Genomic DNA, 26,426 nt, shown 5'->3' on the forward strand with positions numbered 1-26,426 from the left:
GGGATGCGACCGGTCGGGGCCGCACTCACGAGCCTGGCGTGACCCTCGGGAGGGGGTCAACGAAACGGTTCATGAATGCGGCGTTACCTATGGGGTTCCTGGGCGTGTCCTCTGAGAAGGTTCTCAGCTTTCCCGCGACGGCTCAGTCGAGGTGGTCGAGGTAGCGGAGGATGAGCCCCTCCCGGAGCGCCCACGGGCAGACCTCCAGGCGGTCGATGTCGAAGACCCGCATCGTCTCGCGGAGCACCACCGCGCCGGCGACGATCTGGAAGGTGCGATCGGCCGTGATGCCGGGCAGCTCGGTGCGTGCGTCGGCCGGGATGCGGGACAGCCGTGGCACCCAGTCGGAGAGCTCCGCGCGAGTGAGCGTGCTGTGCTCGGTGCCGGCCGGTCCCTCCGCCGTCGACCCGGCGAGCCGAGCCAGCGATCGGATGGTCTTGGAGGTGCCGACGACGTGCTCGTCGTCGCCGCGGTTGGTGAAGCGGGAGACCGCCTCCCCGAGGACCGAGCGGGCGTGGTCGCGCAGGGCGTCGAGCTGCTCCTCCTTCGGCGGGTCGTCGTGGAGGAAGCCGATCGTGCTGCGGCCGGCCCCGAGCGGGACCGACACGGCCGTCTCGGGATATTCGTCGCCCCCCGATGCGATCTCTAGCGAGCCTCCACCGATGTCGAGCAGGAGGATGCTGCCGTGCGACCAGCCCAGCCAGCGGCGGACGGCGAGGAACGTGAGCCGTGCCTCGTCCGTGCCGGAGAGCACCTGCAGCTCGACGCCGGTCTGCTCGCGGATGCGGTCGAGCAGCTGTGGGCCGTTCGACGCCTCCCTGATCGCGGACGTGGCGAAGGGGAGGAGTTCGTCGATCTGTTCCTCCTCGGCGACGACGAGTGCTTGCGTGATCGCGTCGAGGATGGCGCCGCAGCCTTCGTCGCTGATGGCGCCGTCGGGGGTGATGTACCGCATCAGCCGCAGCACCGACTTGTGGGTGGCAGTGGGCTGCGGACGCGCGCCGGGACTCGCCTCCACGACCAGCAGGTGGACGGTGTTGGAACCGACATCGAGGACTCCGAGGCGCACGGTCTGAGAGTAGTGGGTGCGGGGAGATCGGGGCCGCTCACGACCGTTGTCAAAACGTTGCGGATGGGGTGATCAGAATGGTTGGTCCACCCCTAGGATCGCGAGTGTGAAGACACTCAGGGTCGGGTTGGTAGCCGCAGCCATTGCTGTGAGCCTTGCCGGTTGTTCCGCCGCGCAGCCGGGGTCCGCCCCCGTGGCCCTTTCCGCCGTGCGGCCCAGCGATTCGCCGGCGTCTCCCGCCTCGAATGTCCCCGCAGGGACGGAGTCCGCCGCCCCGGCATCGACGACGGTCGACGGGCCGGGCGGGGTCCAGCCGGGAACGGAGGCGTCGATCGCGCCGGAAACGGAGGCGCCGGTCGCCCCGGACCCGAACGCCACGCCCCCCGCGACGGGGTCGGCACAGCCCGCGCCCCAGCCGGCGCCCTCGAGCGAAACACCGCGTCCTGCGCCGACCCACGACCCGAACGCGGTCGACCCGGCGCTGTACCCGTCGCACGGGACGACGCGTGAGGGACAGGCGGTGCCCGGCGTCGAGTTCAAGACCGCCGATGGCTCCGTGGTGTGCGGCATCGCCCGCGCGGGAGGCCCCTGGGGAGGTCTGAATCAGGCCATGTGCGACCCGAGCTCTTGGAAGACGGCGCTGCACCAGTATTACTCGGAGGAGGGCCCGTTCGCGCAGTCGGTGGTCATCGCAGACGACGCCTCCTACCCGTACGGATTGGAGCAGCTCGGGCTCTGGTGGGTCCACCAGGCAGACACGGTGCCGGTCCTCCCAGACGGGAAGAACATCACGGTCGGCGGTATCACCTGCTCGGTCGCCGACTCCGCGGTCACGTGCGTGAACAGCTTCAAGAAGGGATTCGTGCTGACGGGGACCTCGTTCACCGAGATCCGCTGACGCCTCTCGAGGTCCTTTCACTACGCTTTTTGACGCTCGTGCTCGTGGGCGCGGCGCGGATGCGGCACCCTGTGGGAATGAGCTTCGGACCGGCCCGACCCCTGGAGCAGCTGTTCGCGACCAGGTCGAGCATCAAGTGGCGCCGCTACCCGGCTGACGTGCTGCCGGTCTTCGTCGCGGAGATGGACTTCGACGTCGACCCGGCGATCCTCGACCGCGTGGGGGAGACCCTCCGGAACTCGGACACCGGCTACCTCGACTCGGCTGGGCCGCTGGCGCCGGCGTTCGCACGGTTCGCGCGCGACTCGTGGGGGTGGGAGGTCGTCCCGGAACGGGTGCACCTCGCCACCGACGTCACCGTCGGGGTGGTGGAGGCGCTGCGCCTCGCGATCCCGGAGGTCGCCGGGCGGGTCGTGCTCACGCCTCCCGTGTACCCGCCGTTCTTCGAGATGGTGGAGGAGGCCGACGCGGTCGCGGTCACGGTTCCGCTCATCGAGGAGTCGGGGTGGGCGCTCGACCTCGCGGGGATCGAGCGGGCGTTCGCCGACGGAGCCGATGCGCTCCTCCTGTGCAACCCGCAGAATCCGACCGGGCGATGTCACAGCCGCGGCGCTCTGGAGGCGCTCGCGGCGCTCGCCGCCCGGTACGGCGTGTTCGTCGTCAGCGACGAGGTGCACGCGCCGCTGGCCCACCCGGGTGCGGTGTTCACGCCGTTCGCTCCCGTGGCTGCGGCGGCGGGTGCGCGCTCGGTCACGGTGACGTCGGCAAGTAAGGCCTGGAACCTGGCCGGGCTGAAGTGCGCGGTGATCGTTGCGGCTGACGACTGGTCGGCGCGGCTGCTCACGCGCCTCCCTGAGGAACTCGCGGCGCGCACGAGCATTCTGGGGCTGCACGCGAACGTGGCGGCGCTGTCGTGCGTGAAGTGGAGGGACTCCCTCCTCGACCTGCTTGTGGACAACGTTCGGCTGCTGGAGGCGGAGCTCGCGGTGCATGCGCCCGAGGTGCGTGTCGTGCAGCCCGACGCGGGGTACCTCGTGTGGCTGGACTTCCGCGCCACGGGCCTCGGGGACGACCCGGCGCGGGTGCTCATCGACGAGGGACGCGTCGCGCTCAACTCGGGCGTCCCGTTCGGGGAGCCCGGGCGCGGGTTCGCTCGCATCAACCTGGCGTGCAACCCCGAGACGGTCGTGGAGGCGGTGCGCCGCATCGCCGCGACCGTCGCCGCCGCGCGGGGCCGGGTGCTGCTCGCGGGGTGACCGGCGCTCCGCGCCCCGCTCCGCGCCCCGCCCCGCGCCCCGCTCCCCGCCCCGCTCCCCGCCTCCGCCCCACCATCGAGTCCCCGAAGAGTACGGCTGGGGCGGCGTCTCGCGCGCATTCTTGGGGGACTGGATGGGGGGTGGGTGCGTGCCGTGGTCGGGTCCCCCGAGAGTACGGGTGGGGCGACGGGGGGGGGAGGCGCGGCTAAGCGGCGGCGGCGGCCGCGAGTCCGCGCTCGAGGTCGGCCAGGATGTCGCGGGCGCTCTCGAGGCCGATCGACAAGCGGATCAGGCCCGGGCCGATGCCGGCCTCCGCCTTCTCGTCGTCGTTGAGCTTGGCGTGGATCGTGCTTCCGAGGTGAATCGCGAGCGTGCGCACGTCACCGATATGCGTCATCGGCGAGATCAGTTCGAGCGCGTCGATGAAGCGGCGGGCCGCCTCCCTCCCTCCGGCCAGCTCGATCGAGACGATCGACCCGGCGCCGTCGGGCATGTACTTCTCCGCCCGCTCGCGGAACGGGCTGGAGGCGAGGCCCGGGTAGAAGACCTCGGCGACTTCGGGGCGCGCCTCCAGCCATGCGGCGATCGTCTGGGCGTTCGACACGTGCCGGTCCATGCGGACCGAGAGCGTCTCGATGCCGTGCAGCAGGAGGAACGTGCTCGTCGGCGGCACCGTCGGACCGTACTCGAGCACGATCACGGAGCGCAGATAGGCGAGGTACGCGTTCGGGCCGAAGCGTTCGACGAAAGAAGGGACGCCCGGCCGGGGGCTCTCGGTCAACTGCGGGAAGCGTTCCGGCTGCGTCGACCAGTCGAAGTTCCCGCCGTCGATGACCGCGCCTCCGATCACCGAGGCGTGCCCCGAGAGCCACTTGGAGGTGGAGTGGAGGACGATGTCGGCGCCGTTCTCGATCGGGCGCCACAGGTACGGGGTCGGCACCGTGTTGTCGACGATGAGCGGAACGCCCGCGGTGTGTGCGATGCGGGCGAGCCGTTCGATGTCGACCACCTGGCCCAGCGGGTTCGGGAGGGTCTCGGTGTAGACCGCCTTGGTGCGCGCACGGAAACGGGCGGCCCACTCGTCGTCGGTCGCCTCGTCGGGAACGTACTCGAACTCGATGCCCTGCCGGCGGAGCACCCCGCGGAACATCTCGCGCGTGCCCTCGTACAGCGAACGGGTCACCAGCACGTGGTCGCCGGACTCCGCGAGCCCCGCGATCGCGACGGCGATGGCCGCCTGGCCGCTGGCGACGACGATGCCGTCGACGCCTCCCTCGAGGTCGGCGATGCGCCTCCCCGCGACGGCGTTGGTCGGGTTCTCGTTGCGTGAGTATGCCCGGAACGCGCTTCTGCCGGCGAAGCGCTCCTCCCCGTCGTCGAAGCTGTCGAACACGTATGCGGCGGTCTGGTAGATCGGCGTGACCCGCGACCGGGTCTCGGAGTCGACGACGGCGCCCGCGTGGATCTGACGGGTCTCGAAGTCGAGCGGACGGGAGGCGCGGTGGGGCATGCGGTCACTGTAGTGAGAGCGTCGGCGCCGGGCGAATTGCGTTGCGTTGTGCGACGAAACGCGCGGGGCCGGGCGTCGAGGTGCTCGTAGGTGCTGCGCGCTGCGGCGTGTCGGGCGCCGGTGCGAGCACCTCGAGGGACGGAGGGGACGGAGGGGGAGCGAGCGGAGGGGGAGGGAGCAGAGGCGACGGAGCGGGCAGAGGCCGGAAGTGAGCGGGACGCACGGGACGGAAAGGGAGGCGCGCCGCGCGCCTCCGCCCCGTCACGCCGACTCGCGCCAGACGATCGGGGTGTCGAGCAGCGTCCCGCCGGCGGTGGTGTCGCCGAGGCGGATCTGCTCGAGGACGGCTTCGGCGGCGGTGCGTCCGAGGCCTTCGGCGGGCTGGTGCACGGTCGAGAGTTTCGGGGTGGTGCGCATCGCCCAGCTGCTGTCGTCGAATCCGACGACGCCGACGTCTCCGGGGATGGTGCGGCCGCGTTCGAGCAGGGTCTGCATCGCCCCGGCGGCGACCGCGTCGGAGGCGGCGACCACCCCGTCGATGTCGGGCGCCCGGTCGAGGAGCCGGCGCATGCCCTCGGCGCCGTCGTTGAATGAGTAGAGCGGCACGGGCACGACGAGGTCGGGGTCGTAGGCGACGCCGAGCGCCTCGCGGAAGCCAGCGAGACGGTCGGCGCCGGAGTCGCGGTCGAGGGCGGCGGCGATCATGCCGATCTTGCGGCGGCCGCTCTCGGCGAGGCGCCGGGTGATCGCGGCGGATGCGCCGCGGTTGTCGATGCCGATGAAGGGGGCCGTGATGCCCGGCGGGTGGCCGACGAAGGCGGCAGGGAGGCCGAGCCGTTCGATGACGGAGAGGATCGGGTCGCGGTCGCGCGCCGAGACGACGATCGCGCCGTCGACGAACCCGCCGCTGAGGTAGCGGGAGACGCGCTCCGTGTCGCGGACGGAGTCGACGATGAGGCACACCATCTGGTAGTCCTGCGCCGACAGGGCCGAGTTGGCGCCGAGCATGATGACCCCGATGTTCGGGTCCTCCAGGAACACGGAGTGGGGCTCGTGCACGATGAAGCCGACCGCCTGCGTGCGCTGGCGGACGAGGCTCCGGGCCGCCGTGTTCGGGTTGTAGCCGACCTTGCGGATGGCGGCCTCGATCGCCCGGCGCGCATCGCTCGACACGTAGTGCCCGCCGTTGACGTAGCGGGAGACGGTGCCGCGGGAGACGCCGGCTTCGAGCGCCACGTCTTTGACGGTCGCGCGGCGGCGAGGTTCGGACATGACGGAAGTCTAGAGGATTCCCTCTTGACACGGCGACCGCTACCTGCCTAATGTGTGTGCACGTTCACAGCCCTGGTTCCTCGGCCTTCGAAGAGCCTGGACTGTGCACGTTCCCAGTTGGAATGACGGATGTGTCGGCACCGATGTGTGCACGTTCACAGAATGGCAGAACAGATGGCAAAGGAGCCGCAGGTGCTCATCCCCGGTACGGAGGGTCTCGTCCTCGGGTGCGACTACAACCCCGAGCAGTGGGATCCCGCCGTCTGGGAGGAGGACGTGCGCCTGATGACCGAGGCCGGCGTCTCGCTCGTCGCCATCAACGTCTTCGGCTGGGCGCAGATCCAGCCGGCCGCCGACCGGTTCGACTTCTCGGGGCTCGACCGCATCATCGAGCTGCTGCACGAGGCGGGCATCGGCATCAACCTCGGCACGGGCACCGCCTCCCCGCCGCCCTGGCTGAGCGCCCGGCACCCCGAGATCCTCCCGGTCTCGGCTGACGGGCTCCGCGCGTGGCCGGGCGGCCGCCAGGCCTACTGCCCGAGTTCCCCGGTGTTCCGGGAGGCCGCGGCCCGCCTCGTCACGGAGGTCGCGACCCGGTACGGCTCGCACCCCGCCGTGCGCCTCTGGCACGTGTCGAACGAGCTCGGCTGCCACAACGCGCTGTGCTACTGCGACGTCTCGGCCGAGGCTTTCCGTGGCTGGCTTCGCGCCAAGTACGAGACGCTCGACGCGCTGAACGCCGCGTGGGGGACCGCCTTCTGGAGCCAGCGCTACGGGGCCTGGGAGGAGATCCTCCCTCCCCGCCGCACCCTCTCCTCCGGCAACCCGGGCCAGGCGCTCGACTTCGCGCGCTTCAGCTCCGACGAGGTGCTCGAGTGCTTCCTCGTGGAGGAACGGATCCTCCGCGAGCTGAGCACCATCCCGGTCACGACCAACTTCATGGCGACCGCGCACATCCGCACCCAGGACTACTGGCAGTGGGCGCCCCACATGGACCTCATCGCGAACGACCACTACCTCGACCACCGCCTCCCCGTTCCGCACCAGGAGCTGGCGCTCGCCGGCGACATCACCCGCGGGCTCGCCGGCGGGAGGCCGTGGCTGCTCATGGAGCAGTCCACCGGCGCCGTCAACTGGCAGCCGCGCAACCTGAGCAAGGCGCCGGGCGAGCTCCTCCGGAACTCCCTGACCCACGTCGCGCGCGGCGCCGACGGCATCTGCTTCTTCCAGTGGCGCGCCTCCGTGCAGGGCACCGAGAAGTTCCACTCGGCGCTGCTGCCGCACGCGGGCACCGAGAGCCGCACCTGGCGCGAGGTGCTCGAGCTGTCCCGGGCGCTCCAGTCGATCAAGGAGGTGGTGGGGACCGAGGTGGTCGCCGACGTCGCCCTCATCTTCAGCTGGGAGGCTTGGTGGGCCACCGACCTCGACTCGCACCCCTCGGAGGACGTGCGCTACCTCGACCAGGTACACGCCCTCTACCGGGCGCTGTGGGAGGCAGGCGTCACCGTCGACATCGTCGCTCCGGGCGCCGACCTCTCCGGCTACCGGCTGGCCGTCGTCCCCTCCCTCTACCTCGTGCGCGACGCCGAGGCCGCGGCCGTCTCCGCCTTCGTGGAGGCCGGCGGCACCGCCGTCGTCACCTTCTTCTCCGGCATCGTCGACGAGAACGACCGGGTCCGCACCGGCGGGTACCCGGGCGCATTCCGAGACCTGCTCGGAGTGCGCGCCGACGAGTTCTTCCCGCTGGCCGCCGGCGGACGCGTCGCCCTCGACGACGGTTCGACCGGGAGGCTGTGGACCGAGAGCATCGAGCCCACCGGGAGCGAGGTGGTCGCCTCCTTCACCGACGGCCCGCTGCCGGGCCGCCCCGCGATCACCCGCAACCGGTTCGGCGGCGGAACGGCCTGGTACCTCGGCACCGCCCTCGACGGCGAGCACCTGAGGGTGCTGCTGACCGAGATCGCCGCGGAGGCCGGCGTGACCGTCTCCACGACGCCCGGCGTCGAGCGCGTGCTGCGCCGCGGCGAGCACGGCGACTTCCACTTCATCATCAACCACACGGCGACCGACCACACCGTGGCGCTCGACGGGTACGAGCTGGTCACGGCGCAGCCGGTCGCGGAGAGTCTCACGATCCCGGCTGGTGCGGTCCGTGTCGTGCGGGCCGCGGAATCAGAGAAGTAAGGACCACGAAGATGACAACGACGTCTGCACCCGCAACAGCCAACCGGGCCGCGGCCCCGCCGCGTCGCCGCCGCCTCAGCCTGTGGCGGGCCGTGCTCGTCTTCGTGGCGCCGTTCGCCGTCCTGTACGCGCTGTTCTACGCGGTCCCGATCGCGTACGCGATCTACCAGTCCCTCCTCACCGTGGAGCGGCAGGGAACGTTCGGGCCGGCGACCCAGGTGTTCGGCGGTCTGACCCAGTACGTGCAGGTGTTCCAGAACACGGCGTTCTGGGCCTCGGTCGGACGGGTGCTCCTGTTCGGTGTGGTGCAGGTGCCCGTCATGCTGATTCTCGCGCTGGTGTTCGCGCTCCTCCTCGACTCGCCGCTCCTGCGTGGCAAGAAGTTCTTCCGCCTCGCCTACTTCGCGCCCTACGCGGTGCCGGGTGTCATCGCGGCGATCATGTGGGGCTTCCTGTACTCGCCGTCGCTGTCGCCGTTCAGCGCGCTCACGGAGAACGTCAACTTCCTCGGCGCCGACCTCGTCCTGTGGTCGATCGCCAACATCCTCACTTGGGTCTACGTCGGCTACAACATGCTGATCATCTACTCGTCCCTCCTGGCGATCCCGCAGGAGATCTACGAGGCGGCGAAGCTCGACGGGGCCAACAACTGGCAGGTCGCGATCCGCATCAAGATCCCGCTGGTGACGCCGGCGATCATCCTGACCGCCGTCTTCTCGATCATCGGCACGCTCCAGCTGCTCGCCGAGCCGCAGACGCTGCGCAGCTTCAGCACGGCGATCAACAGCACGTACACGCCGAACCTGGCGGTATACACGACGGCGTCGATCCCGAATTACAGCCTCGCGGCCGCGATGTCGGTCGTCCTCGCACTGTTCACGTTCGTCCTCTCGTTCGTGTTCCTGAAGCTCACCCAGAGGAGGGCGTTCGCATGACCACGATCACCGCCGCCGGCCGCCGCATCAAGCGCGGCGACGCGCCGCCCCAGGGGGCAGGACGCGAGAGCATCGTGTCGCGCACGGGTGCCATGCTCGTGATGGCGCTCTTCACCCTCTACTTCCTGATCCCGGTCTGGTGGCTGCTCGTCTCCTCCACGAAGACCCGCGGCGAGTTCACGACCACGGCCCCGCTGTGGTTCACGCCGGACGGGTTCTCGAACCTGGTCGGCAACCTCGGCGAGCTGTTCACGTACGACTCGGGCGTCTACGTCCACTGGCTGATCAACAGCGTGCTGTACGCGGGCGTCGGCGCCTTCCTCGGCACCGTCGTCGCCGGGATGTGCGGCTACGCCCTCGCGAAGTACCGGTTCAAGGGCCGGGAGGTGCTGTTCAACGTCGTCCTCGCCGGTGTGCTCGTGCCGGCGACCGCGCTGGCCCTCCCGCTGTTCCTGATCTTCTCGCAGGTGCAGCTGACCAACACCTACTGGTCGGTGTTCCTCCCGAGCATCGTGAGCCCGTTCGGCGTCTACCTCGCCCGCATCTTCGCGGCGGCCAGCGTGCCGGACGAACTGCTCGAGGCCGCGCGACTCGACGGGTCGGGCGAGGTCCGCACCTTCTTCACGGTCTCGGTCCGGCTCATGTCGCCGGCGCTCGTGACCATGTTCCTCTTCCAGTTCGTCGCGATCTGGAACAACTTCTTCCTGCCGCTGATCATGCTGCGGGACCAGACCCTGTTCCCGGTGACCCTCGGTCTCTACGCCTGGAACAGCGCGATCGGGCAGGCACCCGAGCTGCGGTCACTCGTGATCGTCGGAGCTCTCGTCTCGATCGTCCCGCTCATCATCGCCTTCCTGAGCCTCCAGCGGTTCTGGTCCGGCGGTCTTGCCGCGGGAAGTGTCAAGTGACCACATCCCCCACACCAACACACACGAAGGACGCATGATGAAAGCACGGACAAGGATCGTCGCTGCTGCCGTCGGGCTGACCGCAGCGCTGGCGCTGACGGCCTGCAGCGGGCAGGGCTCGACGGGCACCAGCACGTCGGCGGGCGGCGACTGCAAGCCCTCCTCGGGGAAGGTCGACCTGACCTTCACCACCTGGGTTCCCGGAATGGACAAGGTCGTCGACCTCTGGAACCAGAAGAACCCCAACATCCAGGTGAAGTTCCAGACCGGGCCGTCGGGTAACAGCGGTACCTACCAGAACTTCTTCAACCAGATCAAGGCGGGCAACGCGCCCGACCTGGGCCAGATCGAGTACGACGCGCTCCCGAACTTCCGGGTGCAGGACGGTCTCACCAACATCGCATCGTGCGCGCCCGTCGCCGACGCGAAGAGCAAGTTCGTCGACTGGACCTGGAACCAGGTGACCTTCGGCGAGAGCAACGCAGTGTACGCGATCCCGCAGGACACCGGCCCGATCGCGATGTTCTACCGCAAGGACCTGTTCGACGCGGCCGGCATCCCGGTCCCGAAGACCTGGGACGAGTACGCGAAGGATGCCGCCCTCATCAAGGCCAAGGGCGCCTACATCACCAACTTCCCGAAGACCGACGTCAACTGGTTCGCGGGCATGGTGTGGCAGGCGGGCGGCCAGTGGTTCAAGAACGACGGCAACAAGTGGACCGTCAACCTGACCGACGACAAGTCGAAGCAGGTCGCCGACTACTGGCAGAAGCTCATCGACGCCGGCCAGGTGTCGAAGCTCGCCTCCTTCTCGGACGACTGGAACAAGTCGTTCGACGACGGGCAGCAGTGGACCTGGGTCTCGGCCGTCTGGGGCGCCTCGACGCTCGAGACCGGCGCGCCGAACACCGCGGGCAAGTGGGCGGTCGCCCCGATGCCGCAGTGGTCGGCGAGCGACAGCAAGGCCGGTGACTGGGGAGGCTCCTCCACCGCCGTCCTGAAGGGCTCGAAGCACCCGTACGAGGCGGCCAAGTTCGCCATGTGGCTGAACACCGACCCGGAGGCGCTCGCGCTCGAGAACAAGCTCGGCGGTCTCTACCCGGCGTCCACCGCCGGCGCCGACCTGCCCGCGTTCACCTCGGGCCAGCCGTTCTACGGCGGTCAGAAGATCTACGACGTCTTCAAGCAGGCCTCCAGCCAGGTCGACCCCAACTTCACCTGGGGCCCGACCATGACGCAGACCTACACGGATGTGTCCGACGGGTTCGGCGCCGCCCTCAGCGGCAACGGCACGCTGCTCGACGCCCTGAAGACCGGCCAGGAGAAGACGATCAGCGCTCTCGAGGCGCAGTCGATCCCGGTCAACAAGTGAGCCCTCGCGCTCGCTCGTAGGCCCTTCGGCCCTCCCGGTGCCCCCTGCCCGGGAGGGTCGAAGGCAGAAGGCCCGTGCCGCACCGCGAGGTGCGACACGGGCCTTCCGTGCTGTCGGCGTCGGTCAGGACGTGAAGGGCACGCTGCCCGCGCTGCAGTACGAGCCGGGGCTGTGCACCAGGTGGGCGATGCGGAGCTCCGCCTCCCGATCGCCGGCCGGTGCGGGCTTCAGCTCGGGGGAGATGTTCCATGCGAAGCCCTCGGCGCCGGGGTTGGCGCGGGCATGCTCCTCCAGGGCGACAGGGAGGAGGCGCAGGCGGCGGTCGACCCACTCGGCGTCCCACGGGCCCTCGGAGAGGATCTGCTCCGCCGCGCGGAACTCGTAGTAGATCGTGCGGCGCAGGCGGTTGCCGAGCACCGCCTCCGAGCCGTGCACGACCATGACGTCGTGCACGAGGACGTCGCCGGGCTCGAGCTCCGCCTGGATGACGCCGGGAGCGTCCCAGCCGTACTCCTCCTCGAGCTGGCACACGTCGACCGGCTGCTTGTGCGAGCCGGGCGCGACGCGGAGCGCGCCCTCGCCCTTCCGCGACGGGTCGAGGTAGACGTCGATGTTGAAGATGCGGTGCGTCCGCGGGTGGACGGCGTCCTGGTGCCAGCTGATCGGGGCACCGTCGCCCGCCTTCTTGAAGACGAGCGACTCGTAGGTGGGCACGAAGTCGGGGCCGGCCAGGCTCTCGGCGATGCCGAGCACCGCCGGCGACCCCAGCAGCTCGAGGGAGGCGCTCTCGCCCTTGTTGTGCAGGTAGTCGACCCGGAACATGACGCGGCCGGTCGGGCGGTTCGCCCACTGGTAGTCGGCCGCGCGATCGTCGCCCTCGGGAAGGGAGGACCCCTCCTCGATCCAGCGGTCGGCCGCGCTCTGCAGGCGGGCGAGGAGGTCGGCCGGGATCCGGTTGCGCAGGATCAGATAGCCCTGCTCGTCGAACTGCGCGATCTCTTCGGCGGTCAGGTGGTACGCGCGATCCGTCCCGACAGCGGTGGTGTTCAGTGTCATGGTTACGACGGTAGATGGCGGGTATCCTGGACTTCTAGCCGTTTTGGTCTCGCGAAAGTACGGAAAAGTAATGTTGTCGTCGGTCAGTGCGTCGGGTTCGTTCGGGCTCAGCTGCTGGTCGGGCGACCCGGCGGCGATGGGCCTGCCGCACATCCACGACGACATCGAGATCAACCTGAGCTCTGGCGCGCTCGAGTACCTCATCGGCGGAGAGCGGGTGGCGGTGCCGGCCGGGTCCCTCCTCCTCTTCTGGGCGGCCCAGCCGCATCAGCTGATCGAGGCCGAGGCGGGCCGGCGGATGCACTGGGTGACGATCCCGCTGCGCATGCTGCTCGAGTGGAGGCTGCCGCCGGCGTTCCAGGGCCGGCTGTTCGCGGGCGAGGTGTTCCTGCTCGACGCGGAGGCGCTGGGGGTCGACGAGCGGCGGCTCGAGCAGTGGGAGGCGGAGCTCGCGGGCGATGCGTTCGAGCGGGAGACGGCGCGGCTCGATCTGCGGGTGCAGGTGCGCCGGGTGGCGGCCGGGGCGGCGCGGGCCTCCGGAGCGGTCGCCTCCGAGCCGGAACGCCGCATCGAGCTCGTCACCCGCATGGCCGACTATGTGACGACGCACGCACTCGAACAGGTGTCGGTCGCCGAGGTCGCCCGCTCGGTGAGCCTCCACCCGACGTACGCGATGACGCTGTTCAAGCGCGTGCTCGGGGTCACCATCGGGGACTACGCGACGACCTGCCGCATCCAGGAGGCGCAGCGCCGGCTGATCACGACGGCTGACTCGGTCGCGGCGATCGCGCACGATGTCGGATATTCGTCGCTCAGTCAGTTCCACGCGAAGTTCCGGAGCATCGTCGGGGTGAGCCCGGGGGCGTACCGGCGCGGCCGCACCGGGGAGTGAGGGGTCGTCGTCGCTCGCGCGCGGTCGCCCCGTTGCTTGGGTGTTCGCCCGTGGGCGGCCGCGCCGTCGCTCAGGGAGGAACGTTGGGTGCCCGGATCCGCGCGTTGCGGGTTGAGGAGGAGGATCCGGCGGCGGAGGCCGAGATCCTCCTCCCCAGGCGCGCTGCGGGGCTCGGGGAGAGACAACGGCCGAGCGAAGGCAGACGCACGGGCCGGGGGAGGTGTCGCCCAGGGAGGACGGTTCGGGCGGGACCGCGGTAGTTGTCCTCCGATCGCCGGTGAATGGTCGGTCGTGGCCGCGTCGCCCCTCCCTGTGCCGCGAGCGAAGCGGGGCAGAACGGACCCGCGGTACCCAGTGCTGGGAGTTGCCCGCGAAGCGGGTCCGGACCGCGTCTCAGCGATATATCGTCGAGTATCGCTGAGGATCCTAGGAGGTCATCATGAGCGGTTCGTTCACGGCCGGCGGTTTCGGTGCCGGCCCCGGGGCAGAGGGCATGTGGCAGGCGTTCGAGCAGCTGCGGTCCCAGTTCGAGAAGAAGGTCGGCGGCCGGATGGGGCGCGGCGATGTCCGCGCCGCGGTCCTCGCCCTCCTGGCCGAGAAGCCGATGCACGGGTATCAGATCATCCGCGAGATCGAGGAGCGCAGCGGCGGCGCCTGGAAGCCGAGCGCCGGGTCGGTCTATCCGACACTGCAGCTGCTGGCCGATGAGGGGCTGATCACGGCGGAGGAGTCCAACGGGCGCAAGACGTACGCGCTCACCGAGGCCGGGCGAGCCGCCGCAGAGGAGGCGGGAGCCGCACCCTGGGAGACCGGTCCCTCCAGTGACACCATGGGGTTCGGTCCGCTGCCCAAGGCGGGCATCGACCTGGCCCAGGCCGTCGCGCAGGTCCGGAGGACGGGAACGCCCGAGCAGATCCAGGAGGCGGTGACCGTGCTCGACGAGGCACGTCGCCGGCTCTACGCGATCCTCGCCCAGGGCTGACCGGAGTGGCGTCGAACGGGGTGCCGGCGAGCGGCCCCGCGGGTTCCACCGCGCCCCCCGGCGCGCCCCGCGACCCGGCGCCCGGCGGCGCCCGCGGCACGCCGCCCCGGTCCGGGGCGACCCGCGCCCGGTACCGCCGCATCCTCCGGTTCGCCGGGCGCTTCCTCGCCGTCACCTGGTGGTACGAGCTCTTCCTCCCGAGGATCGGCCTCGCGAGGGTGGCCGAGCGCACCCGGCCGCGGAGGATGCGGCGCTTCGCCCGGTCCTTCCACGCGCTCGCCGTCGAACTCGGCGGCCTCATGATCAAGGTCGGACAGTTCATGTCCTCTCGCCTCGACGTGCTCCCTCCCGAGATCACCTCCGAGCTGGAGGGACTGCAGGACGAGGTGCCGCCGGTGCCGTTCCCGGCCATCCGCGCGCTCGCCGAGGCGGAGCTCGGGGTGCCGCTCGAGTCCGCCTTCGTGTCGATCGACGAGACGCCGGTCGCCGCCGCCTCCCTCGGTCAGGCCCACCGGGCGGTGCTCGCGCCCGATCTCGCCGAGCAGGCCGGGTTCGCCGGCGTCGTCATGAAGGTGCAGCGGCCCGGGATCGACCAGATCGTCGACACCGATCTCGCCGCCCTCCGCAAGGTGGGCGGCTGGCTCAGCCGGGTCCGGCTCGTCTCCGACCGCGTCGACGCGCCGGCCCTCGTCGAGGAGTTCGCCTATACGAGCCTCGAGGAGATCGACTACCTGCACGAGGCCGCGAACTCCGAGCGGTTCGCCGAGGACTTCGCCGCCGACGAGCGCGTCGGGGTGCCCTCGGTCGTCTGGGACCGCACCACGCGCCGGGTCCTGACCCTCCAAGACGTCACCGCGATCAAGATCACCGACGCCGCAGCGCTCCGGGAGGCGGGCATCGACCCGGCCGAGGTCGCGCCCGTGTTCGCCGCGATCATGTTCGATCAGCTCTTCAGCAACGGCTACTTCCACGCCGACCCGCACCCGGGCAACATCTTCGTCACGCCCACGGACGGTGCCGCCGACGGGCGCCCGTGGCGGCTCACCTTCATCGACTTCGGGATGATGGGGGAGGTGCCGAACCGGCTGCGCGCCGGTCTGCGCAAGCTGCTCATCGCCACCGCCTCCCGCGAAGGAAAGGGCCTCGTCGACGCCATGCGCGATGTCGGGGTGCTGCTCCCGAGCGCCGACACCACGCAGCTCGAACGGGCGATGACGCACCTCTTCGCGCGGTTCGGCGGCATGGGGTTCGCCGAGCTGCGGGAGGTCGACCCGCGGGAGTTCCGCGAGTTCGCCGTCCAGTTCGGCGACGTCATCCGCTCGCTCCCGTTCCAGCTGCCGGAGAACTTCCTCCTGATCATCCGGGCCATGTCGCTGACCTCCGGGGTGTGCAGCGCCCTCGATCCGAGCTTCAACCTGTGGGACTCCGTCGAGCCGTACGCGGCGCAGCTGCTGCGCGACGAGGGCGGCAACGTTCTCCAGGACTTCGCCCGAGAGGCCGTCGACATCCTCGGGGTCGCCTGGCGCCTCCCGAAACGCGTCGACGCGCTGCTGGACCGCATCGAGGACGGTCGGCTGGAGGTGACGGACCCGCGGCTCGAGCGGCAGGCCATCCGCCTGGAACGCACAGCGCGGCGGCTCGTCGCGGCGCTCATCTTCGGCTCCGTGCTGCTCGCCGGCGCACTGGTGCGCGCCCAGGACGAGGTTTTCGGAACGGCGCTCATGATCGCCTCCGTGCTGCCGCTCGGTTTCGCCGTGTTCAGTGGGCGCCGGCGCTGAAGGCCCCGCCTACCGGGGTGCGTACTCGTAGACGATCGCAGACCAGTGGTCGCCGAGCTCGTCCCAGGCGTCGTCCCCGTGATACGCGAGCCGGTACTGCAGGTTCAGCAGCGGCCCGAGGAGCGCGAGCACGTCGGGGAGGAACGGGGTGCCGGGCGGGAAGCCGAGCCCGAAACTATGGATGATGCGGTCATCCGCCCCGCGCAGCCAGACGCCCCACCCCTGGGTCACGGGCATGGCGACGACCCGGAACACCGCGGCGGGGTCGTAGTCGGCAGGCAGCGAATCGGGCAGGTCTGTCATGCAGTAAAGCTACACACGGGTGCGCGGAGCGCGCGATGCGCACAAGCGAGTGCCCGGTGCGGGTGTCGCCGGGCGGCACTCCGGGATAGCGTGTGCGAAAGAGGAGGTCGCGGTGGGCTACCTGATGTACGACAGCAGCACCCGGATCGAGTTCGACGACAGGGTGCTCGCGCATCTGGAGGTGCTGATCGTCTCCAAGCTGCGCCGCAAGGAGTCGTTCGCGCTCAGCTGGCGGGAGGCGCCCGAGGGCGGCGACGGGCGGACGACGATCTGGCTGGACGTCTCCATCCCGCTCCGCTTCCGGTACGTCGGTTCGCGGCCCCCGGGGATCAGCCGGGAGTGGATCGAGCGGCTGAGCCTCGCCGCCTCGACGGGCTCCGGGCTCCTGGTGATGGACGAGGACGGGAACCCCGCCGTCGGTCACACCCAGGCGAGCGCGGTGTGAGCGGCCATCAGTCGTCCACGTGCGACTGCGTGCCGCCGGACTTCTCGGCCTGCGGTCGTCGCGGCGCGAGTTCCGCCGCTCGCCGCTTGAACTCCGCCACGAGCGCGGGGTCGGAGATGTCCGGCTCGTCCAGATCGGCCGGCTCCGACACGATCTGACTCGCCGGCCCGATGATCACCTCGATCTGGTCGCGGTTGCCCGTCTCCGTGCGTCCGGGGATGAAGACGGTCTCGGCCACCCCCTCGCGGGCGAGCCCGCGGGCGTACTCCAGGAGAGCGAGGGCGATCTCATCGCCGGTGTAGAAGGTGGTGCCTGCATAGACGAGCTTGCGCATACTCCACTCGTACCCGCGTAACGGCACCGCGTCACCGGGTCAGACGTCCCCGCCCGCTCGGAAGGGGGCGAAACCGAACGTCGCGGCCGTTCAGTCGCTCAGGCGCTCGATCAGCTGGGCCTTCGTCAGCCGCGACACGTTGCGGTACCCGCGCGACTTCGCGACGTCGCGCAGCGCCTGCACGGTCAGCGAGTCGAGCGCCGGGTCGTGCGGCGCGGTGGTGGCGACGGACCCCGCGAACTCGGCGGCGGTCTCGGCGTTCTCGTCGGTCACGCTCGGGAGGGGCGGCGTGAGGTCGATCGCCGCGGTCCGCCCGTCCGAGGTGGCGACGCCTCCATCGCTGTCATCCCGACGGCGGTGCGCGTCGTCGGGGCCCTTGCCCGGGCCGGAGGACCCGCCCGCCTTCGCCCACTCGTCGCTGAGGGAGGCCGCCTTCTTCTTCGTCTTCTTGTCGAGCTTGGCCGCCGCCTTCAGTGCCTCCTGGATGGCCTCCTCGGCGCGCTCGTACGCCTTCCGGGCCTTCTTCTCCAGTTTCTTGCGCTTCGCCATGACCCCACGGAACCACTTGCGGCGGCGCGCGGCAAGGCATCGCGCGCACCGGGGGCACCCCGGGGTGTTCGGGCACTTGACATCTGGGCGGCCCCGGGCGCTCAGTCGCGCACCATACTCGTTCTCACCAGAAGGGTGACAGCACCGTGACAGCCGGACGGATCGAGGCCGAGTACGTCCTCCCGCTGCGCTGGGAGGACGACACCGACCTGCCTGAGCTCGTCGAATACCTCCGCGAGCTGGCCGGCATGATCTACGTCACGGTCGTCGACGGCTCGCGCGAGGAGGTGTTCGCCCGGCACGCGGTATCCTTCCCGCCCGGTGTCCGGCACCTCCCGCCCGAGCCGTGGCCCGGTCGCAACGGGAAGGTGGCCGGCGTGATGACCGGCGTCCGCCTGGCCCGGCACGAGGACATCGTGCTGGCCGATGACGACGTGCGGTACGGCCGGGAGAAGCTGGCGCGCATCGTCGGCCTTCTCGACAAGGCCCACGTCGTCTGCCCGCAGAACGTCTTCGACCCGGTGCCCTGGCATGCGGCGTGGGACACGGGCCGGACGCTCCTCAACCGGGCCTTCGGCCACGACTTCGCGGGCACGATGGCGATCCGCCGGTCGTCCCTCCTCGACGCCGGCGGCTACGACGGGGACGTGCTCTTCGAGAACCTGGAGCTGACGCGGACCACCGCGGCGCGCGGTGGCCGGGTCCTTCACGCCGACGACCTGTTCGTCACGCGAAGGCCGCCGACGGTTCGTCACTTCCTTCGGCAGCGGGTCCGCCAGGCGTACGACGACTTCGCGCAGCCGGGACGGCTGGTCGTGGAGCTCGCCGTGCTGCCGGCCGCCGGTGCGGCGGCGTGGAGGCGCAAGGAGCTCCTGCCCATCGGCATCGCCGCGGTCGTCGCCCTGGCCGGGATCGGGCGCCTGCGCGGTGGCGGCCGCTCCGTGTTCCCGCCGATCGCGCCGTTCTGGGCGCCGCTGTGGCTCGCCGAGCGTTCCGTCTGCGTCTGGCTCGCGCTGGCCTCCCGGGTGAGGGGAGGCGTCCGCTACTCCGGCGGCCGCATCTCACGGGCAGCGACCCCGCTGCGCCGGCTCCGGGCTCGTCACCGGGAATCGCCACCGCCGCCCGAGGCAAGGCCGGCCGGCGGGCCCGACCACTGAAGCGCGTTCCGCGCAAGTTCTTGAAAGGAGGTTCAGGCGCCTCCACATTCGGAGCATGACTGCACGAACGCATGCGCCCTCCCGGGTGGACGGAGCGGCGGCCGAGGCTCGGGGCCCGGTCAGCGACGCCCTGCTCACGGCCTTGGCGGGTGCCCCGTCGGACTCGTCGCCGGAGGCGCTCCTCGTCGCGGAGCTCGCCGCCCGGGCGATCGAGGCCGGCCCGGACCTCCTCACCGACGACGACCTCCAGCTCACCCTGCTGCTGCTCTACGGACTGCACTACGGGCACACGGTCGCCGCGGACGACGACTGGGAGTGGAACCCCGAGCTGCTGCGCGGCCGCCGCATCATCGAGCGGGAGTTCGAGCGACAGCTCCGCGACCGTGTGCCGGCCGCCGAGCCGCCCGAGCCGACGGCCGACGCCGTCGCCGCCCACCTCTTCGCCCTGACCGCCGAGGACGGCGGCCCGAGCCTTTCCCGTTACATCGCCAAACAGGCCACCCGCGAGCAGGCGGTCGAGTTCGTCGTCCACCGCTCCATCTACACGCGCAAGGAGGCGGACCCGCACTCCTGGGCGATCCCGCGGCTGACCGGTCGCGCGAAGGCGGCTCTGGTGGAGGTGCAGTCCGACGAGTACGGGGGAGGCCGCCCCGACCGCATCCACGCCGAGATCTTCGCCCGGACGATGCGCGGCGTCGGACTCGACGACCGCTACGGCGCCTACCTCGACAACGTGCCCGCGATCACGCTGGCCTCGTTCACGATGATGTCGATGTTCGGCCTCAACCGGCGCCTCCGCGGGGCCATCACCGGCCACCTGGCGGCGTTCGAGATGACCTCCTCGATCCCGAACCGCTTCTACGGGACCGGCTTCCGGCGGCTCGGCTACGACGAGGACGTCACCGGGTACTACGACGAGCACGTGGAGGCGGACGCCGTCCACGAGCAGATCGCGGGCCGCGACCTCGCCGGGGGCCTCGCCCAGCAGTGCCCGGAGCTGCTGCCGGACATCCTGTTCGGAGCGGCCGCGTGCCTCCACGTCGACGGTCTGGTCGGCCAGCACATGCTCGACTGCTGGAGCGAGGGTCGCAGCTCGCTCCGGATCCCGCTGACGGAGGGCGCGGCGTGATCGAGGACGAGACCCCCACGATCGTCGCGTGCCCCGATGGACCCCTGCTCGTCCGCGGACGCGTCGAGCTCACCCGGCCGGACGGGACGCCCATCGAGCAGCGGCGCCGGACCGTCGCGCTCTGCCGGTGCGGCCTGTCGATGATCAAGCCGTTCTGCGACGGCAGCCACAAGTCCTCGCACTTCCGCACCGGCGACGAGTGAGGTCCGGCGCCGGGCGGACGCACGGTGACGATTCGGTAAAGATCGCGGTGCGGTCTCCCCGCGGGCACCCGGCGCGGCTACGCTCGCCACCGTGAGACCGCGTCGATCGCGGGTGCGCGTCGCGGCGGGGGCAGCGATGAAGGGTCGGGGACAATGAGCGGGTTGGCGTCGGGGGCGGCCTTCGCGATGACGATCGCCCTCACTGCGGCGGTGCTGCTGCTGGCGCCCGTCGGCGGGGCGGGGATCCCGGTGGAGGTGCGGATCATCGACGGGACCGTGGCGCTCGCGTCCGGGGCCGCGGCGGTGTGGTTCCTCGTGCTGGCGGGCGGCGCGCGCCATCGCCGCCGGAGGGCTCGCTGACGGCCGACGCGACTGCTGAGAGCGAACATGCGCGGCCCGTCAAGTTGACATCGGCGGCTCGCGCGGGGAACATGCAAAACGTGGCACCCGTACGCGATCTCGATCTCGAGCACCTCGCTCAGGACTTCGAGCGAGCGCTCGAGGCCCACCAGGTCACCGCCGCGTACCAGCCGCAGGTCGACATCCCCATGGGACGGGTAGTGGGCGTCGAGGCGCTCGCGCGCTGGACCCACCCCCGGCGCGGCCCGATCGCGCCCGACGTCTTCGTCGAGATGGCGCAGAAGACCGGCATGCTCGCCATGCTCACGGAGCGCATGATGGACGACCTCATAAATGAGTACCGCCGCGGGTGCTCCATCGAGGTGGCCGTGAACGTCTCCGCCACCCAGCTGGAGGACCCGGCCCTCTACGACATGTTCGAGGACGCGTTCGCGAACGGCAGGTTCCGCCCCGAGACGCTCATCGTCGAGGTCACCGAGAGCCAGCGGATCGTGCACCCGGAGCGCGTCGCCGCCCCGCTCGCGGCTCTCGCCGCCCACGGCGTCATGATCTCGGTCGACGACTTCGGCACCGGCCACTCCTCATTCGAGCGCGTGGAGGCGCTGCACGCGCGCGAGCTCAAGCTCGACCGCAGCCTCGTCCAGTCCACGGAGCGCTCCGAGGAGATGGCCCGCATTGTCGTCGAGGCCCACGCCCGCGGCATCCGCGTCGTCGGCGAGGGCGTCGAGGAGGAGGAGCAGTTCGACCGGCTCGCCGCCCTCGGCTGCGACCGCGCGCAGGGCTACTGGATCGCGAAGCCCCAACCGCCGCAGGAGCTGTTCGCCTGGTACACCGCCAATCGCGGGCGCATCCGCCGCAGCTGACGGCGCCGGCCAGGTGCGCCGCTCGACGGCGGGTCAGGTCGCTTTCAGAGCGCGTCGAACGAGTCGATGTCGACGCGCGGCTCCTCGGGGCGCGCCTGAGGGGCGTCGACCTCGATCTGCGCCCAGGTCACCGGCATGCCGGGGGAGAAGAGCACGTCGACCCCGGGGCCGCTGCGCAGCGGCGGGATCGTGACATAGCCGCCACCGGCGCGCACCGCCTCCAGGATCTGCGCGCGCAGGCCGTCGACCGGGTCCGGGAGGAAGTAGTCCTTGCCATCGACGGTCAGCCGGTGAACGATCATGCTGTCAGCGCCTCTCCTGTCAGGTCCCAGGAAAAAACCTGGCCCGAGCACTTTACACCCCGTGGGATCGGTACCAGGTAGGCTCGTCAGGCACGCGAACGAACGCGTGCGGAATATCCCGAAAGGCACCCGTGGGCACTTTGCGCTACGACGGTGAGAGCTACGAGCTCGACGACCGCGTCCTCTTCCACATGCAGATCGCCGTGAGCACCAAGCTGCGGCGTGGAGAGAACTTCTTCCTCACCTGGCCGGTCGCGGCCGAGCTCGGCAGCGGCCGGCATACCATCTGGGTCGACAACGGCGTCCCCCTCCACATCTTCTACTCGGGCTCCAAGTCGCCGGCCCTCAACAAGGACTGGATCGAGGCCATGATCCAGTCTGGCGCGCGCGCCTCCGGGATGTACCTGATGGAGGAGTCGGAGGTGCGCGGGCCCGGGAAGTAGCGGTCGACCGAGCGCTTATACCGGATAGTGCCCGGGCTGCGCAAGGCCCCCTCGATTTCTTGCTCCGGCGCGGGATCGATCGGATGATCGATGTGTTCCCAAAACACGTTCCGTCCCTCGAAGGAAGCAGCCCATGTCTCCCGAGTTCCACATCCCGTCGATCGACCTTCCCACCGAGTACGTCTCGTGGTCGTCACCGGCCGCGGACCTCTGGGTCGCTTCGACTCCCAGCGCCTACGTCGGCATGGTGGACCGCAGCCACGACGGCTTCGTCGGCACGGACCACGCCGGTCGCGACGTGGGCGTCCACGCCACGCTCCAGGAGGCGCGGACCGCGGTGTACCGCGCCTGGGTCGAGCCCGAGGCCTCTCTGGCGCAGTGGGCCGGCCGGTTCGCCGCGCAGGAGGCGGCGGACATCGAGCGCCAGACGCCGTCGGCGGACGCCCCCGCTCTCGACGCGGTGGCCTGAGCGGACCCCGCCGCGAGCCGGCTCAGTTGACGGCCGGCGCGGCCAGCGCCTCGGCCACGGCCTCCTCCACCGTCAGCTCCCGGCCCTCGGCGACCGCCGCAGCCAGCCGCTCGTGCGGCGCGACCGCGGCCAGCCGGTCGAGGTAGCGCTGGTGGAAGGTGAAGGTCGGCCCGTTGTGCGTACCGGATCGCTCTCGCAGAGCCCGCGCAGCGCCCGAGAGCCGGCCGGCCCGGTCGACATCCCCGGCCTGCGCGGCCACCGCCGCCAGCCCCTCCAGACCGTAGGCGATGCCCTCGACGTGGCCGAGGCTGGCAGACAGGGTGACGCTCAGGGCGAAGTCCGTCCGCGCCTCCTCCGGTGAGCCGAGCAGCAGCAGCGCCCACCCCAGGTGGTACGCGGCGATCCGGCCGCCGACCGCATCGCCGCCCAGCCGGGTGAGCTCGAGCGACTCGCGGAAGCGGTCGGCCGCGGACCGCAGCTGCTGCCGGAGCAGCGCGACCCTCCCGATCAGCACCAGCGCCATCGACTCGCCCCACGTGTTGCCGATCTTGCGGAAGATGCCGGTCGTGCGGTCCATCACCTCGGCGGCGCGCTCGGTGTCCGGATGCTCGCCCGCCATGAGCGCGAGCGCCAGCGAGATGGAGGCCATCGCCTCCCCGTCCTCCTCGCCGCACCGGTGGAACAGCTCGGCGCTCTCGGCCAGGTCGGCCGCGACGCGCCCGTCGGGGTCCTTCCAGAACCGGATCGTGCGTGTGAAGTAGAGCGCGATCGCGCGCGTCCGGTCGCTGAGGTCGTCGCCCGACTCGAGCGGTTCGTCCATCCAGGTGCGGACCTCGCCGAGCAAGCCGATGACCCAGAAGTAGAGGAACAGATCGAAGGCGAGCCCGGCCGCGCGGTCCCAGTCCCGGCCGTCGAGCAGGTAGCGCTCCGCGGCGCGGAGGTTGTCGCGCTCGTCGCCGAGCCGCAGCATCCACTCGCGCTGGCCCCGGCCGCGGAGGGGGTCGCGGGCACGCGCGCTGAGCTGGAGGAACCAGCGGGCGTGCGCCTCGCGGGCGTCGGCGAGGCCGCCCTCGCGCTCCAGCCGCTCGCGGGCGTACTCGCGCACGATGGCCTGCATCGAGAAGCGCGGCCGGTCGTCGCTGTCGTGCTGGCTGACCAGGCTCGAGTCCACCAGCACGGCCAGGTCGCCGAGGACGTCGGCGTCGTCGCCCCCGTCCGCTCCGACGGACTCGGCCGCCTCCAGCGTGAACCCGCCCTCGAAGACGCCCAGCCGGGTGAGCAGGCGGCGCTGGGCCTCGTCGAGCAGCTGCGTGCTCCACTCGATCGTGCGCCGGATCGTCTGCTGCCGTTCCGGGAGGTCCCGGGAACCGCCCACCAGGACGGACAGGCGCCGGTCGAGCCGGTCGAGCAGCTCGGCCGGTGTGAGCACCCGCACCCGGGCCGCGGCCAGCTCGATGGCGAGCGGCACGCCGTCGACCGCCGCGCACACCCCGGCCACCGCGGCTGCGTTCTCGGGTGTCACCTCGAAGTCCGGCTTCACCGCGTGCGCGCGATCGACGAAGAGGCTGACCGCCGGGTCCTCCGGCAGCGGGTTCACCTCGTAGCTCTGCTCGGCCGACACGCGCAGCAGCACCCGGCTCGTCACGATGATCGCGATGCCCGGACAGGCGGCGAGGAGCTCGGTGAGGAGGGGGGCCGCGCCGAGGACCTGCTCGAAGTTGTCGAGGACGAGGAGCATCTCCCGCTCGCGGAGAGCGGTGACGAGATTCTCGCTGAGCGGGGCGTCGCCCGTGTCGCGCACGCCCAGCGTCTGCGCCAGGCGGTTGGGCACCCGCTCGGGGTCGTGCACGGCTGAGAGGTCGACGAAGACGGCGCCGTCCTCGTAGCGCTGCGCGGCCGATCGCGCGGCGGCGATGGCGAGGCGGCTCTTGCCGATCCCGCCGGGGCCGATCAGCGTGATGAGGCGTGTGCCCTGCTGCAGGAGCCGGTCGATCGCCGCGATGTCCGCCTCCCGCCCGATGAGCCCCGTGAGCGGGACGGGCAGCCGGACCGGCTCCACCACACGGTCCGCATCGCTCGCGACGTCGGCGGTCACCATGGCGCGGCTCTGATCGAACCGCTCCGCGAGGAGGGTGGCGAGGTCGTTCTCGAGGAGGCGCTCCAGCTCGCGCGGCGTCTCGAAGTACTTGTACGCGGCCCGGTCGTCCTCGCGGATGCGTTTGAGCAGCTCGGTCAGGCGCTGATCGCGGCTGTCCGCCGGGCTCTTCACGTAGAGGAGGCGCGGAAGATCCGGCGGCGCCAGGTTGTACTCGTCCTCGAGGCCGGAGACCGTCTCATCGGGGGCGACCCAGCCGTACCGCTCCCAGTACAGTCCGACGAAGACGTCGCTCTGCTGGAGATACGCCCGGTACAGCTCACGGGGAGGGTGCGGCCGGGCGCCGAGCTCGAACATGACGGGCGCGAGATGGAGGCGCTCGATCGCGGTCCTCGCTGCTCGGCGCTCGTCAGCGAGCTCGCCCAGCGTGGACGAGACGAAGATCCGCAACCGCTGATCCGGCGTTCGGATTATATGAGGGCCACTCATGTTATGTCATTGTGGGGCCCGGCTGAGAAAATGTACAGGGGTCGCGTACCACGCCCGCGCATGATTCGGTAGCGGCTACCCGAAAGCTCCCAGCGCCGGTTGCATGGGGGACGTGAAAGAAGTGGCGTGGTACGTGCTCGGATTCGCCGGAGCGGTGGCGGCGGTGGCCGTCGGGCTGCTCTTCGCGCCCGACGCCCGCGATGCTCAGGAGGGCGTCGGCGGGGTGCTGGCGCACCTGACCCCGCGCGAGCTCACCGACCTCATCGTGGCGCTCGCCTTCGGCGCCGTCGCCTTCGTCAGCGGCGCCTACCTGACCTCGTCGGCGGCGACGGAGGCGACCGCCTCGGACGCCGAGCCCATCGGGGACCTCATCGCGGTGGAGTCCCTCGGCTGAGCCCGGCGCCCGCCGGTCACATGTCGCGGTAGCGCTTGGCGGCGGCCAGGGCCTCCTTGAGCTCCGCTGCGTCGTAGCGGCGCACGTAAGCGGGGGTGTCGCGCTGCGCCCGCCAGCCCTCGGAGAGCGCTCCGATGTCCACCGGGTCGAAGCCGAACTCGTCGATCAGGGAGCCGACCCGCGCGCGAGCATCCGCGTCGTCGCCGGCCACGATGAGTGCGCGGCGGTTCGGCGTCCCGGGCTCCTGCCCCTCGTCGGTGAGAGCGGCGGCGGCGATGTGATTGAACGCCTTGACCACCTTGGAGGCGGGCAGCTTCGCCTGGAGCCGCTCGGCCACGGTGGTCGACTCGTCGTCGAGCTCCGCGATGTGCCCGTCGCGCTGCGGGTAGTAGTTGTTGGTGTCGATCACGATCTTGCCGGCCAGTTCCTCCACGGGGAGCGTCGCCTCCGCCGCGAGCGGGGTGGTCACGACCACGAGGTCGCCGGCCGCGGCCGCCTCGGTGGCGGTCGCCGCCCGCGCGTGCGGGCCGAGCTCCTCCACCAGCGCCGTCAGGGTCTCGGGGCCGCGCGAGTTGCTCATGACCACGTCGTAGCCGCGAGCCACGGCGAGGCGGGCGAGCTGAGAACCGATGTGTCCTGAACCGATGAATCCGATTGTCGTCATGCTGAGCGCAACAGCGGGTGACGGGAGGTGATTCCCCCGTGACCGGACGTGAACGGACGTGCAGAGTGCCCGCGAGCGCACCCGGGGCGCGTCCGCCCGCGCTCGCGGTTAGGCT

General features: G+C 70.9%; 27 protein-coding genes and 1 pseudogene. 18 read left to right on the top strand and 10 right to left on the bottom strand.

The window, feature by feature from the left end; genetic code table 11:
- Positions 1-142: 142 nt before the first annotated feature.
- Complete coding sequence (locus tag FPT20_RS04580) at positions 143-1,069, bottom strand: Ppx/GppA phosphatase family protein (protein ID WP_158863026.1); 927 nt, start codon at positions 1,067-1,069, stop codon at positions 143-145.
- 193 nt (positions 1,070-1,262) lie between these two features.
- Between FPT20_RS04580 and FPT20_RS04585 the strand changes: the two genes are divergently transcribed.
- On the top strand, positions 1,263-1,967 hold the full coding sequence (locus FPT20_RS04585; RefSeq protein ID WP_158863028.1) for a hypothetical protein: 705 nt from the start codon (positions 1,263-1,265) through the stop codon (positions 1,965-1,967).
- A 77-nt stretch (positions 1,968-2,044) separates the two neighbouring features.
- A complete protein-coding gene (locus tag FPT20_RS04590; protein ID WP_158863030.1) occupies positions 2,045-3,223 on the top strand; it encodes a MalY/PatB family protein in 1,179 nt (392 codons plus the stop codon).
- A gap of 205 nt (positions 3,224-3,428) precedes the next feature.
- Here FPT20_RS04590 and FPT20_RS04595 read toward each other — a convergent pair whose 3' ends face one another.
- Together FPT20_RS04595 and FPT20_RS04600 are read right to left on the bottom strand one after the other, a co-directional pair.
- Entirely contained in the window at positions 3,429-4,733 is a 1,305-nt protein-coding gene (locus tag FPT20_RS04595; RefSeq protein ID WP_158863032.1) for an O-acetylhomoserine aminocarboxypropyltransferase/cysteine synthase family protein, read from the bottom strand.
- A gap of 261 nt (positions 4,734-4,994) precedes the next feature.
- Positions 4,995-6,005, bottom strand: a complete 1,011-nt coding sequence (locus FPT20_RS04600; RefSeq protein WP_158863034.1) for a LacI family DNA-binding transcriptional regulator — start codon at positions 6,003-6,005, stop codon at positions 4,995-4,997.
- A gap of 174 nt (positions 6,006-6,179) precedes the next feature.
- On the opposite strand from FPT20_RS04600, the gene FPT20_RS04605 reads away from it, so the two are divergent.
- From FPT20_RS04605 to FPT20_RS04620, 4 genes are read left to right on the top strand one after another with little or no spacing between them, the layout of a single operon-like run.
- On the top strand, positions 6,180-8,189 hold the full coding sequence (locus FPT20_RS04605; RefSeq protein ID WP_158863036.1) for a beta-galactosidase: 2,010 nt from the start codon (positions 6,180-6,182) through the stop codon (positions 8,187-8,189).
- Positions 8,190-8,200: 11 nt separating this feature from the next.
- Positions 8,201-9,124, top strand: a complete 924-nt coding sequence (locus FPT20_RS04610; RefSeq protein WP_158863038.1) for a carbohydrate ABC transporter permease — start codon at positions 8,201-8,203, stop codon at positions 9,122-9,124.
- Entirely contained in the window at positions 9,121-10,032 is a 912-nt protein-coding gene (locus tag FPT20_RS04615; RefSeq protein ID WP_199245672.1) for a carbohydrate ABC transporter permease, read from the top strand. The genes FPT20_RS04610 and FPT20_RS04615 overlap by 4 nt, the downstream gene beginning before the upstream one ends.
- A gap of 37 nt (positions 10,033-10,069) precedes the next feature.
- Positions 10,070-11,404, top strand: coding sequence for an ABC transporter substrate-binding protein (locus FPT20_RS04620; protein ID WP_158863040.1), 1,335 nt, complete (start codon positions 10,070-10,072; stop codon positions 11,402-11,404).
- Between the two features lie 123 nt (positions 11,405-11,527).
- On the opposite strand, the gene FPT20_RS04625 is transcribed toward FPT20_RS04620, so the two are convergent.
- Positions 11,528-12,460, bottom strand: coding sequence for a phytanoyl-CoA dioxygenase family protein (locus FPT20_RS04625; RefSeq protein WP_158863042.1), 933 nt, complete (start codon positions 12,458-12,460; stop codon positions 11,528-11,530).
- A 70-nt stretch (positions 12,461-12,530) separates the two neighbouring features.
- On the opposite strand from FPT20_RS04625, the gene FPT20_RS04630 reads away from it, so the two are divergent.
- The 3 genes from FPT20_RS04630 to FPT20_RS04640 all read left to right on the top strand — a co-directional run bounded on the left by FPT20_RS04630 (position 12,531) and on the right by FPT20_RS04640 (position 16,112).
- The gene (locus FPT20_RS04630; protein ID WP_158863044.1) at positions 12,531-13,352 is read left to right on the top strand and encodes a helix-turn-helix domain-containing protein; all 822 of its coding nucleotides are present in this window, start codon (positions 12,531-12,533) and stop codon (positions 13,350-13,352) included.
- Positions 13,353-13,791: 439 nt separating this feature from the next.
- Positions 13,792-14,334, top strand: coding sequence for a PadR family transcriptional regulator (locus FPT20_RS04635; protein WP_158863046.1), 543 nt, complete (start codon positions 13,792-13,794; stop codon positions 14,332-14,334).
- A gap of 5 nt (positions 14,335-14,339) precedes the next feature.
- Positions 14,340-16,112, top strand: coding sequence for an ABC1 kinase family protein (locus FPT20_RS04640; protein ID WP_233265385.1), 1,773 nt, complete (start codon positions 14,340-14,342; stop codon positions 16,110-16,112).
- A 9-nt stretch (positions 16,113-16,121) separates the two neighbouring features.
- On the opposite strand, the gene FPT20_RS04645 is transcribed toward FPT20_RS04640, so the two are convergent.
- Positions 16,122-16,415, bottom strand: coding sequence for a hypothetical protein (locus tag FPT20_RS04645; RefSeq protein WP_158863048.1), 294 nt, complete (start codon positions 16,413-16,415; stop codon positions 16,122-16,124).
- Between the two features lie 112 nt (positions 16,416-16,527).
- Between FPT20_RS04645 and FPT20_RS04650 the strand changes: the two genes are divergently transcribed.
- Positions 16,528-16,860, top strand: a complete 333-nt coding sequence (locus tag FPT20_RS04650; RefSeq protein WP_158863050.1) for a DUF7882 family protein — start codon at positions 16,528-16,530, stop codon at positions 16,858-16,860.
- Positions 16,861-16,867: 7 nt separating this feature from the next.
- Here the strand turns inward: FPT20_RS04650 and FPT20_RS04655 are convergent, their stop codons facing one another.
- A complete protein-coding gene (locus FPT20_RS04655; RefSeq protein WP_158863052.1) occupies positions 16,868-17,194 on the bottom strand; it encodes a hypothetical protein in 327 nt (108 codons plus the stop codon).
- Positions 17,195-17,284: 90 nt separating this feature from the next.
- A complete protein-coding gene (locus FPT20_RS04660; RefSeq protein ID WP_158863054.1) occupies positions 17,285-17,743 on the bottom strand; it encodes a Rho termination factor N-terminal domain-containing protein in 459 nt (152 codons plus the stop codon).
- A 146-nt stretch (positions 17,744-17,889) separates the two neighbouring features.
- On the opposite strand from FPT20_RS04660, the gene FPT20_RS04665 reads away from it, so the two are divergent.
- The 5 genes from FPT20_RS04665 to FPT20_RS04685 all read left to right on the top strand — a co-directional run bounded on the left by FPT20_RS04665 (position 17,890) and on the right by FPT20_RS04685 (position 21,455).
- A complete protein-coding gene (locus FPT20_RS04665; protein WP_233265386.1) occupies positions 17,890-18,900 on the top strand; it encodes a glycosyltransferase in 1,011 nt (336 codons plus the stop codon).
- A gap of 55 nt (positions 18,901-18,955) precedes the next feature.
- Complete coding sequence (locus FPT20_RS04670; RefSeq protein WP_158863056.1) at positions 18,956-20,029, top strand: iron-containing redox enzyme family protein; 1,074 nt, start codon at positions 18,956-18,958, stop codon at positions 20,027-20,029.
- Positions 20,026-20,232, top strand: coding sequence for a CDGSH iron-sulfur domain-containing protein (locus tag FPT20_RS04675; protein WP_158863058.1), 207 nt, complete (start codon positions 20,026-20,028; stop codon positions 20,230-20,232). Before FPT20_RS04670 ends, FPT20_RS04675 begins: the two co-directional genes overlap by 4 nt.
- A gap of 153 nt (positions 20,233-20,385) precedes the next feature.
- A complete protein-coding gene (locus FPT20_RS04680) occupies positions 20,386-20,592 on the top strand; it encodes a hypothetical protein (RefSeq protein ID WP_158863060.1) in 207 nt (68 codons plus the stop codon).
- Between the two features lie 80 nt (positions 20,593-20,672).
- Positions 20,673-21,455 carry an EAL domain-containing protein gene (locus tag FPT20_RS04685; RefSeq protein WP_233265387.1) on the top strand — a complete coding sequence of 261 codons (783 nt, stop codon included), beginning with the start codon at positions 20,673-20,675 and terminating at the stop codon, positions 21,453-21,455.
- A 44-nt stretch (positions 21,456-21,499) separates the two neighbouring features.
- On the opposite strand, the gene FPT20_RS04690 is transcribed toward FPT20_RS04685, so the two are convergent.
- Positions 21,500-21,757, bottom strand: a complete 258-nt coding sequence (locus FPT20_RS04690; RefSeq protein WP_158863064.1) for a hypothetical protein — start codon at positions 21,755-21,757, stop codon at positions 21,500-21,502.
- Between the two features lie 131 nt (positions 21,758-21,888).
- On the opposite strand from FPT20_RS04690, the gene FPT20_RS04695 reads away from it, so the two are divergent.
- Together FPT20_RS04695 and FPT20_RS04700 are read left to right on the top strand one after the other, a co-directional pair.
- The gene (locus tag FPT20_RS04695) at positions 21,889-22,200 is read left to right on the top strand and encodes a DUF7882 family protein (protein ID WP_158863066.1); all 312 of its coding nucleotides are present in this window, start codon (positions 21,889-21,891) and stop codon (positions 22,198-22,200) included.
- Positions 22,201-22,333: 133 nt separating this feature from the next.
- On the top strand, positions 22,334-22,669 hold the full coding sequence (locus FPT20_RS04700; protein ID WP_233265388.1) for a hypothetical protein: 336 nt from the start codon (positions 22,334-22,336) through the stop codon (positions 22,667-22,669).
- A gap of 22 nt (positions 22,670-22,691) precedes the next feature.
- On the opposite strand, the gene FPT20_RS04705 is transcribed toward FPT20_RS04700, so the two are convergent.
- Positions 22,692-25,253 (bottom strand): ATP-binding protein, encoded by a 2,562-nt coding sequence (locus tag FPT20_RS04705; protein WP_158863068.1) that lies wholly within the window; start codon positions 25,251-25,253, stop codon positions 22,692-22,694.
- 103 nt (positions 25,254-25,356) lie between these two features.
- Here FPT20_RS04705 and FPT20_RS04710 point away from each other — a divergent pair, with 103 nt between their 5' ends.
- A complete protein-coding gene (locus tag FPT20_RS04710) occupies positions 25,357-25,647 on the top strand; it encodes a hypothetical protein (protein ID WP_442786472.1) in 291 nt (96 codons plus the stop codon).
- A gap of 16 nt (positions 25,648-25,663) precedes the next feature.
- On the opposite strand, the pseudogene FPT20_RS04715 reads toward FPT20_RS04710, so the two are convergent.
- A pseudogene (locus FPT20_RS04715) lies at positions 25,664-26,320 on the bottom strand (NADPH-dependent F420 reductase); the annotation flags it as partial.
- Positions 26,321-26,426 lie beyond the last annotated feature (106 nt).

It is taken from the genome of Leifsonia sp. AG29, from assembly GCF_009765225.1.
Lineage (GTDB): Bacteria > Actinomycetota > Actinomycetes > Actinomycetales > Microbacteriaceae > Leifsonia.

Coding starts and splice junctions, on each gene's coding strand:
- FPT20_RS04590 (WP_158863030.1), top strand. CDS start 2,045: ATGAGCTTCGGACCGGCCCGACCCCTGGAGCAGCTGTTCGCGACCAGG.
- FPT20_RS04595 (WP_158863032.1), bottom strand. CDS start 4,733: ATGCCCCACCGCGCCTCCCGTCCGCTCGACTTCGAGACCCGTCAGATC.
- FPT20_RS04600 (WP_158863034.1), bottom strand. CDS start 6,005: ATGTCCGAACCTCGCCGCCGCGCGACCGTCAAAGACGTGGCGCTCGAA.
- FPT20_RS04605 (WP_158863036.1), top strand. CDS start 6,180: ATGGCAAAGGAGCCGCAGGTGCTCATCCCCGGTACGGAGGGTCTCGTC.
- FPT20_RS04610 (WP_158863038.1), top strand. CDS start 8,201: ATGACAACGACGTCTGCACCCGCAACAGCCAACCGGGCCGCGGCCCCG.
- FPT20_RS04615 (WP_199245672.1), top strand. CDS start 9,121: ATGACCACGATCACCGCCGCCGGCCGCCGCATCAAGCGCGGCGACGCG.
- FPT20_RS04620 (WP_158863040.1), top strand. CDS start 10,070: ATGAAAGCACGGACAAGGATCGTCGCTGCTGCCGTCGGGCTGACCGCA.
- FPT20_RS04625 (WP_158863042.1), bottom strand. CDS start 12,460: ATGACACTGAACACCACCGCTGTCGGGACGGATCGCGCGTACCACCTG.
- FPT20_RS04630 (WP_158863044.1), top strand. CDS start 12,531: ATGTTGTCGTCGGTCAGTGCGTCGGGTTCGTTCGGGCTCAGCTGCTGG.
- FPT20_RS04635 (WP_158863046.1), top strand. CDS start 13,792: ATGAGCGGTTCGTTCACGGCCGGCGGTTTCGGTGCCGGCCCCGGGGCA.
- FPT20_RS04645 (WP_158863048.1), bottom strand. CDS start 16,415: ATGACAGACCTGCCCGATTCGCTGCCTGCCGACTACGACCCCGCCGCG.
- FPT20_RS04655 (WP_158863052.1), bottom strand. CDS start 17,194: ATGCGCAAGCTCGTCTATGCAGGCACCACCTTCTACACCGGCGATGAG.
- FPT20_RS04660 (WP_158863054.1), bottom strand. CDS start 17,743: ATGGCGAAGCGCAAGAAACTGGAGAAGAAGGCCCGGAAGGCGTACGAG.
- FPT20_RS04670 (WP_158863056.1), top strand. CDS start 18,956: ATGACTGCACGAACGCATGCGCCCTCCCGGGTGGACGGAGCGGCGGCC.
- FPT20_RS04680 (WP_158863060.1), top strand. CDS start 20,386: ATGAGCGGGTTGGCGTCGGGGGCGGCCTTCGCGATGACGATCGCCCTC.
- FPT20_RS04690 (WP_158863064.1), bottom strand. CDS start 21,757: ATGATCGTTCACCGGCTGACCGTCGATGGCAAGGACTACTTCCTCCCG.
- FPT20_RS04700 (WP_233265388.1), top strand. CDS start 22,334: ATGTCTCCCGAGTTCCACATCCCGTCGATCGACCTTCCCACCGAGTAC.
- FPT20_RS04705 (WP_158863068.1), bottom strand. CDS start 25,253: ATGAGTGGCCCTCATATAATCCGAACGCCGGATCAGCGGTTGCGGATC.
- FPT20_RS04710 (WP_442786472.1), top strand. CDS start 25,357: ATGGGGGACGTGAAAGAAGTGGCGTGGTACGTGCTCGGATTCGCCGGA.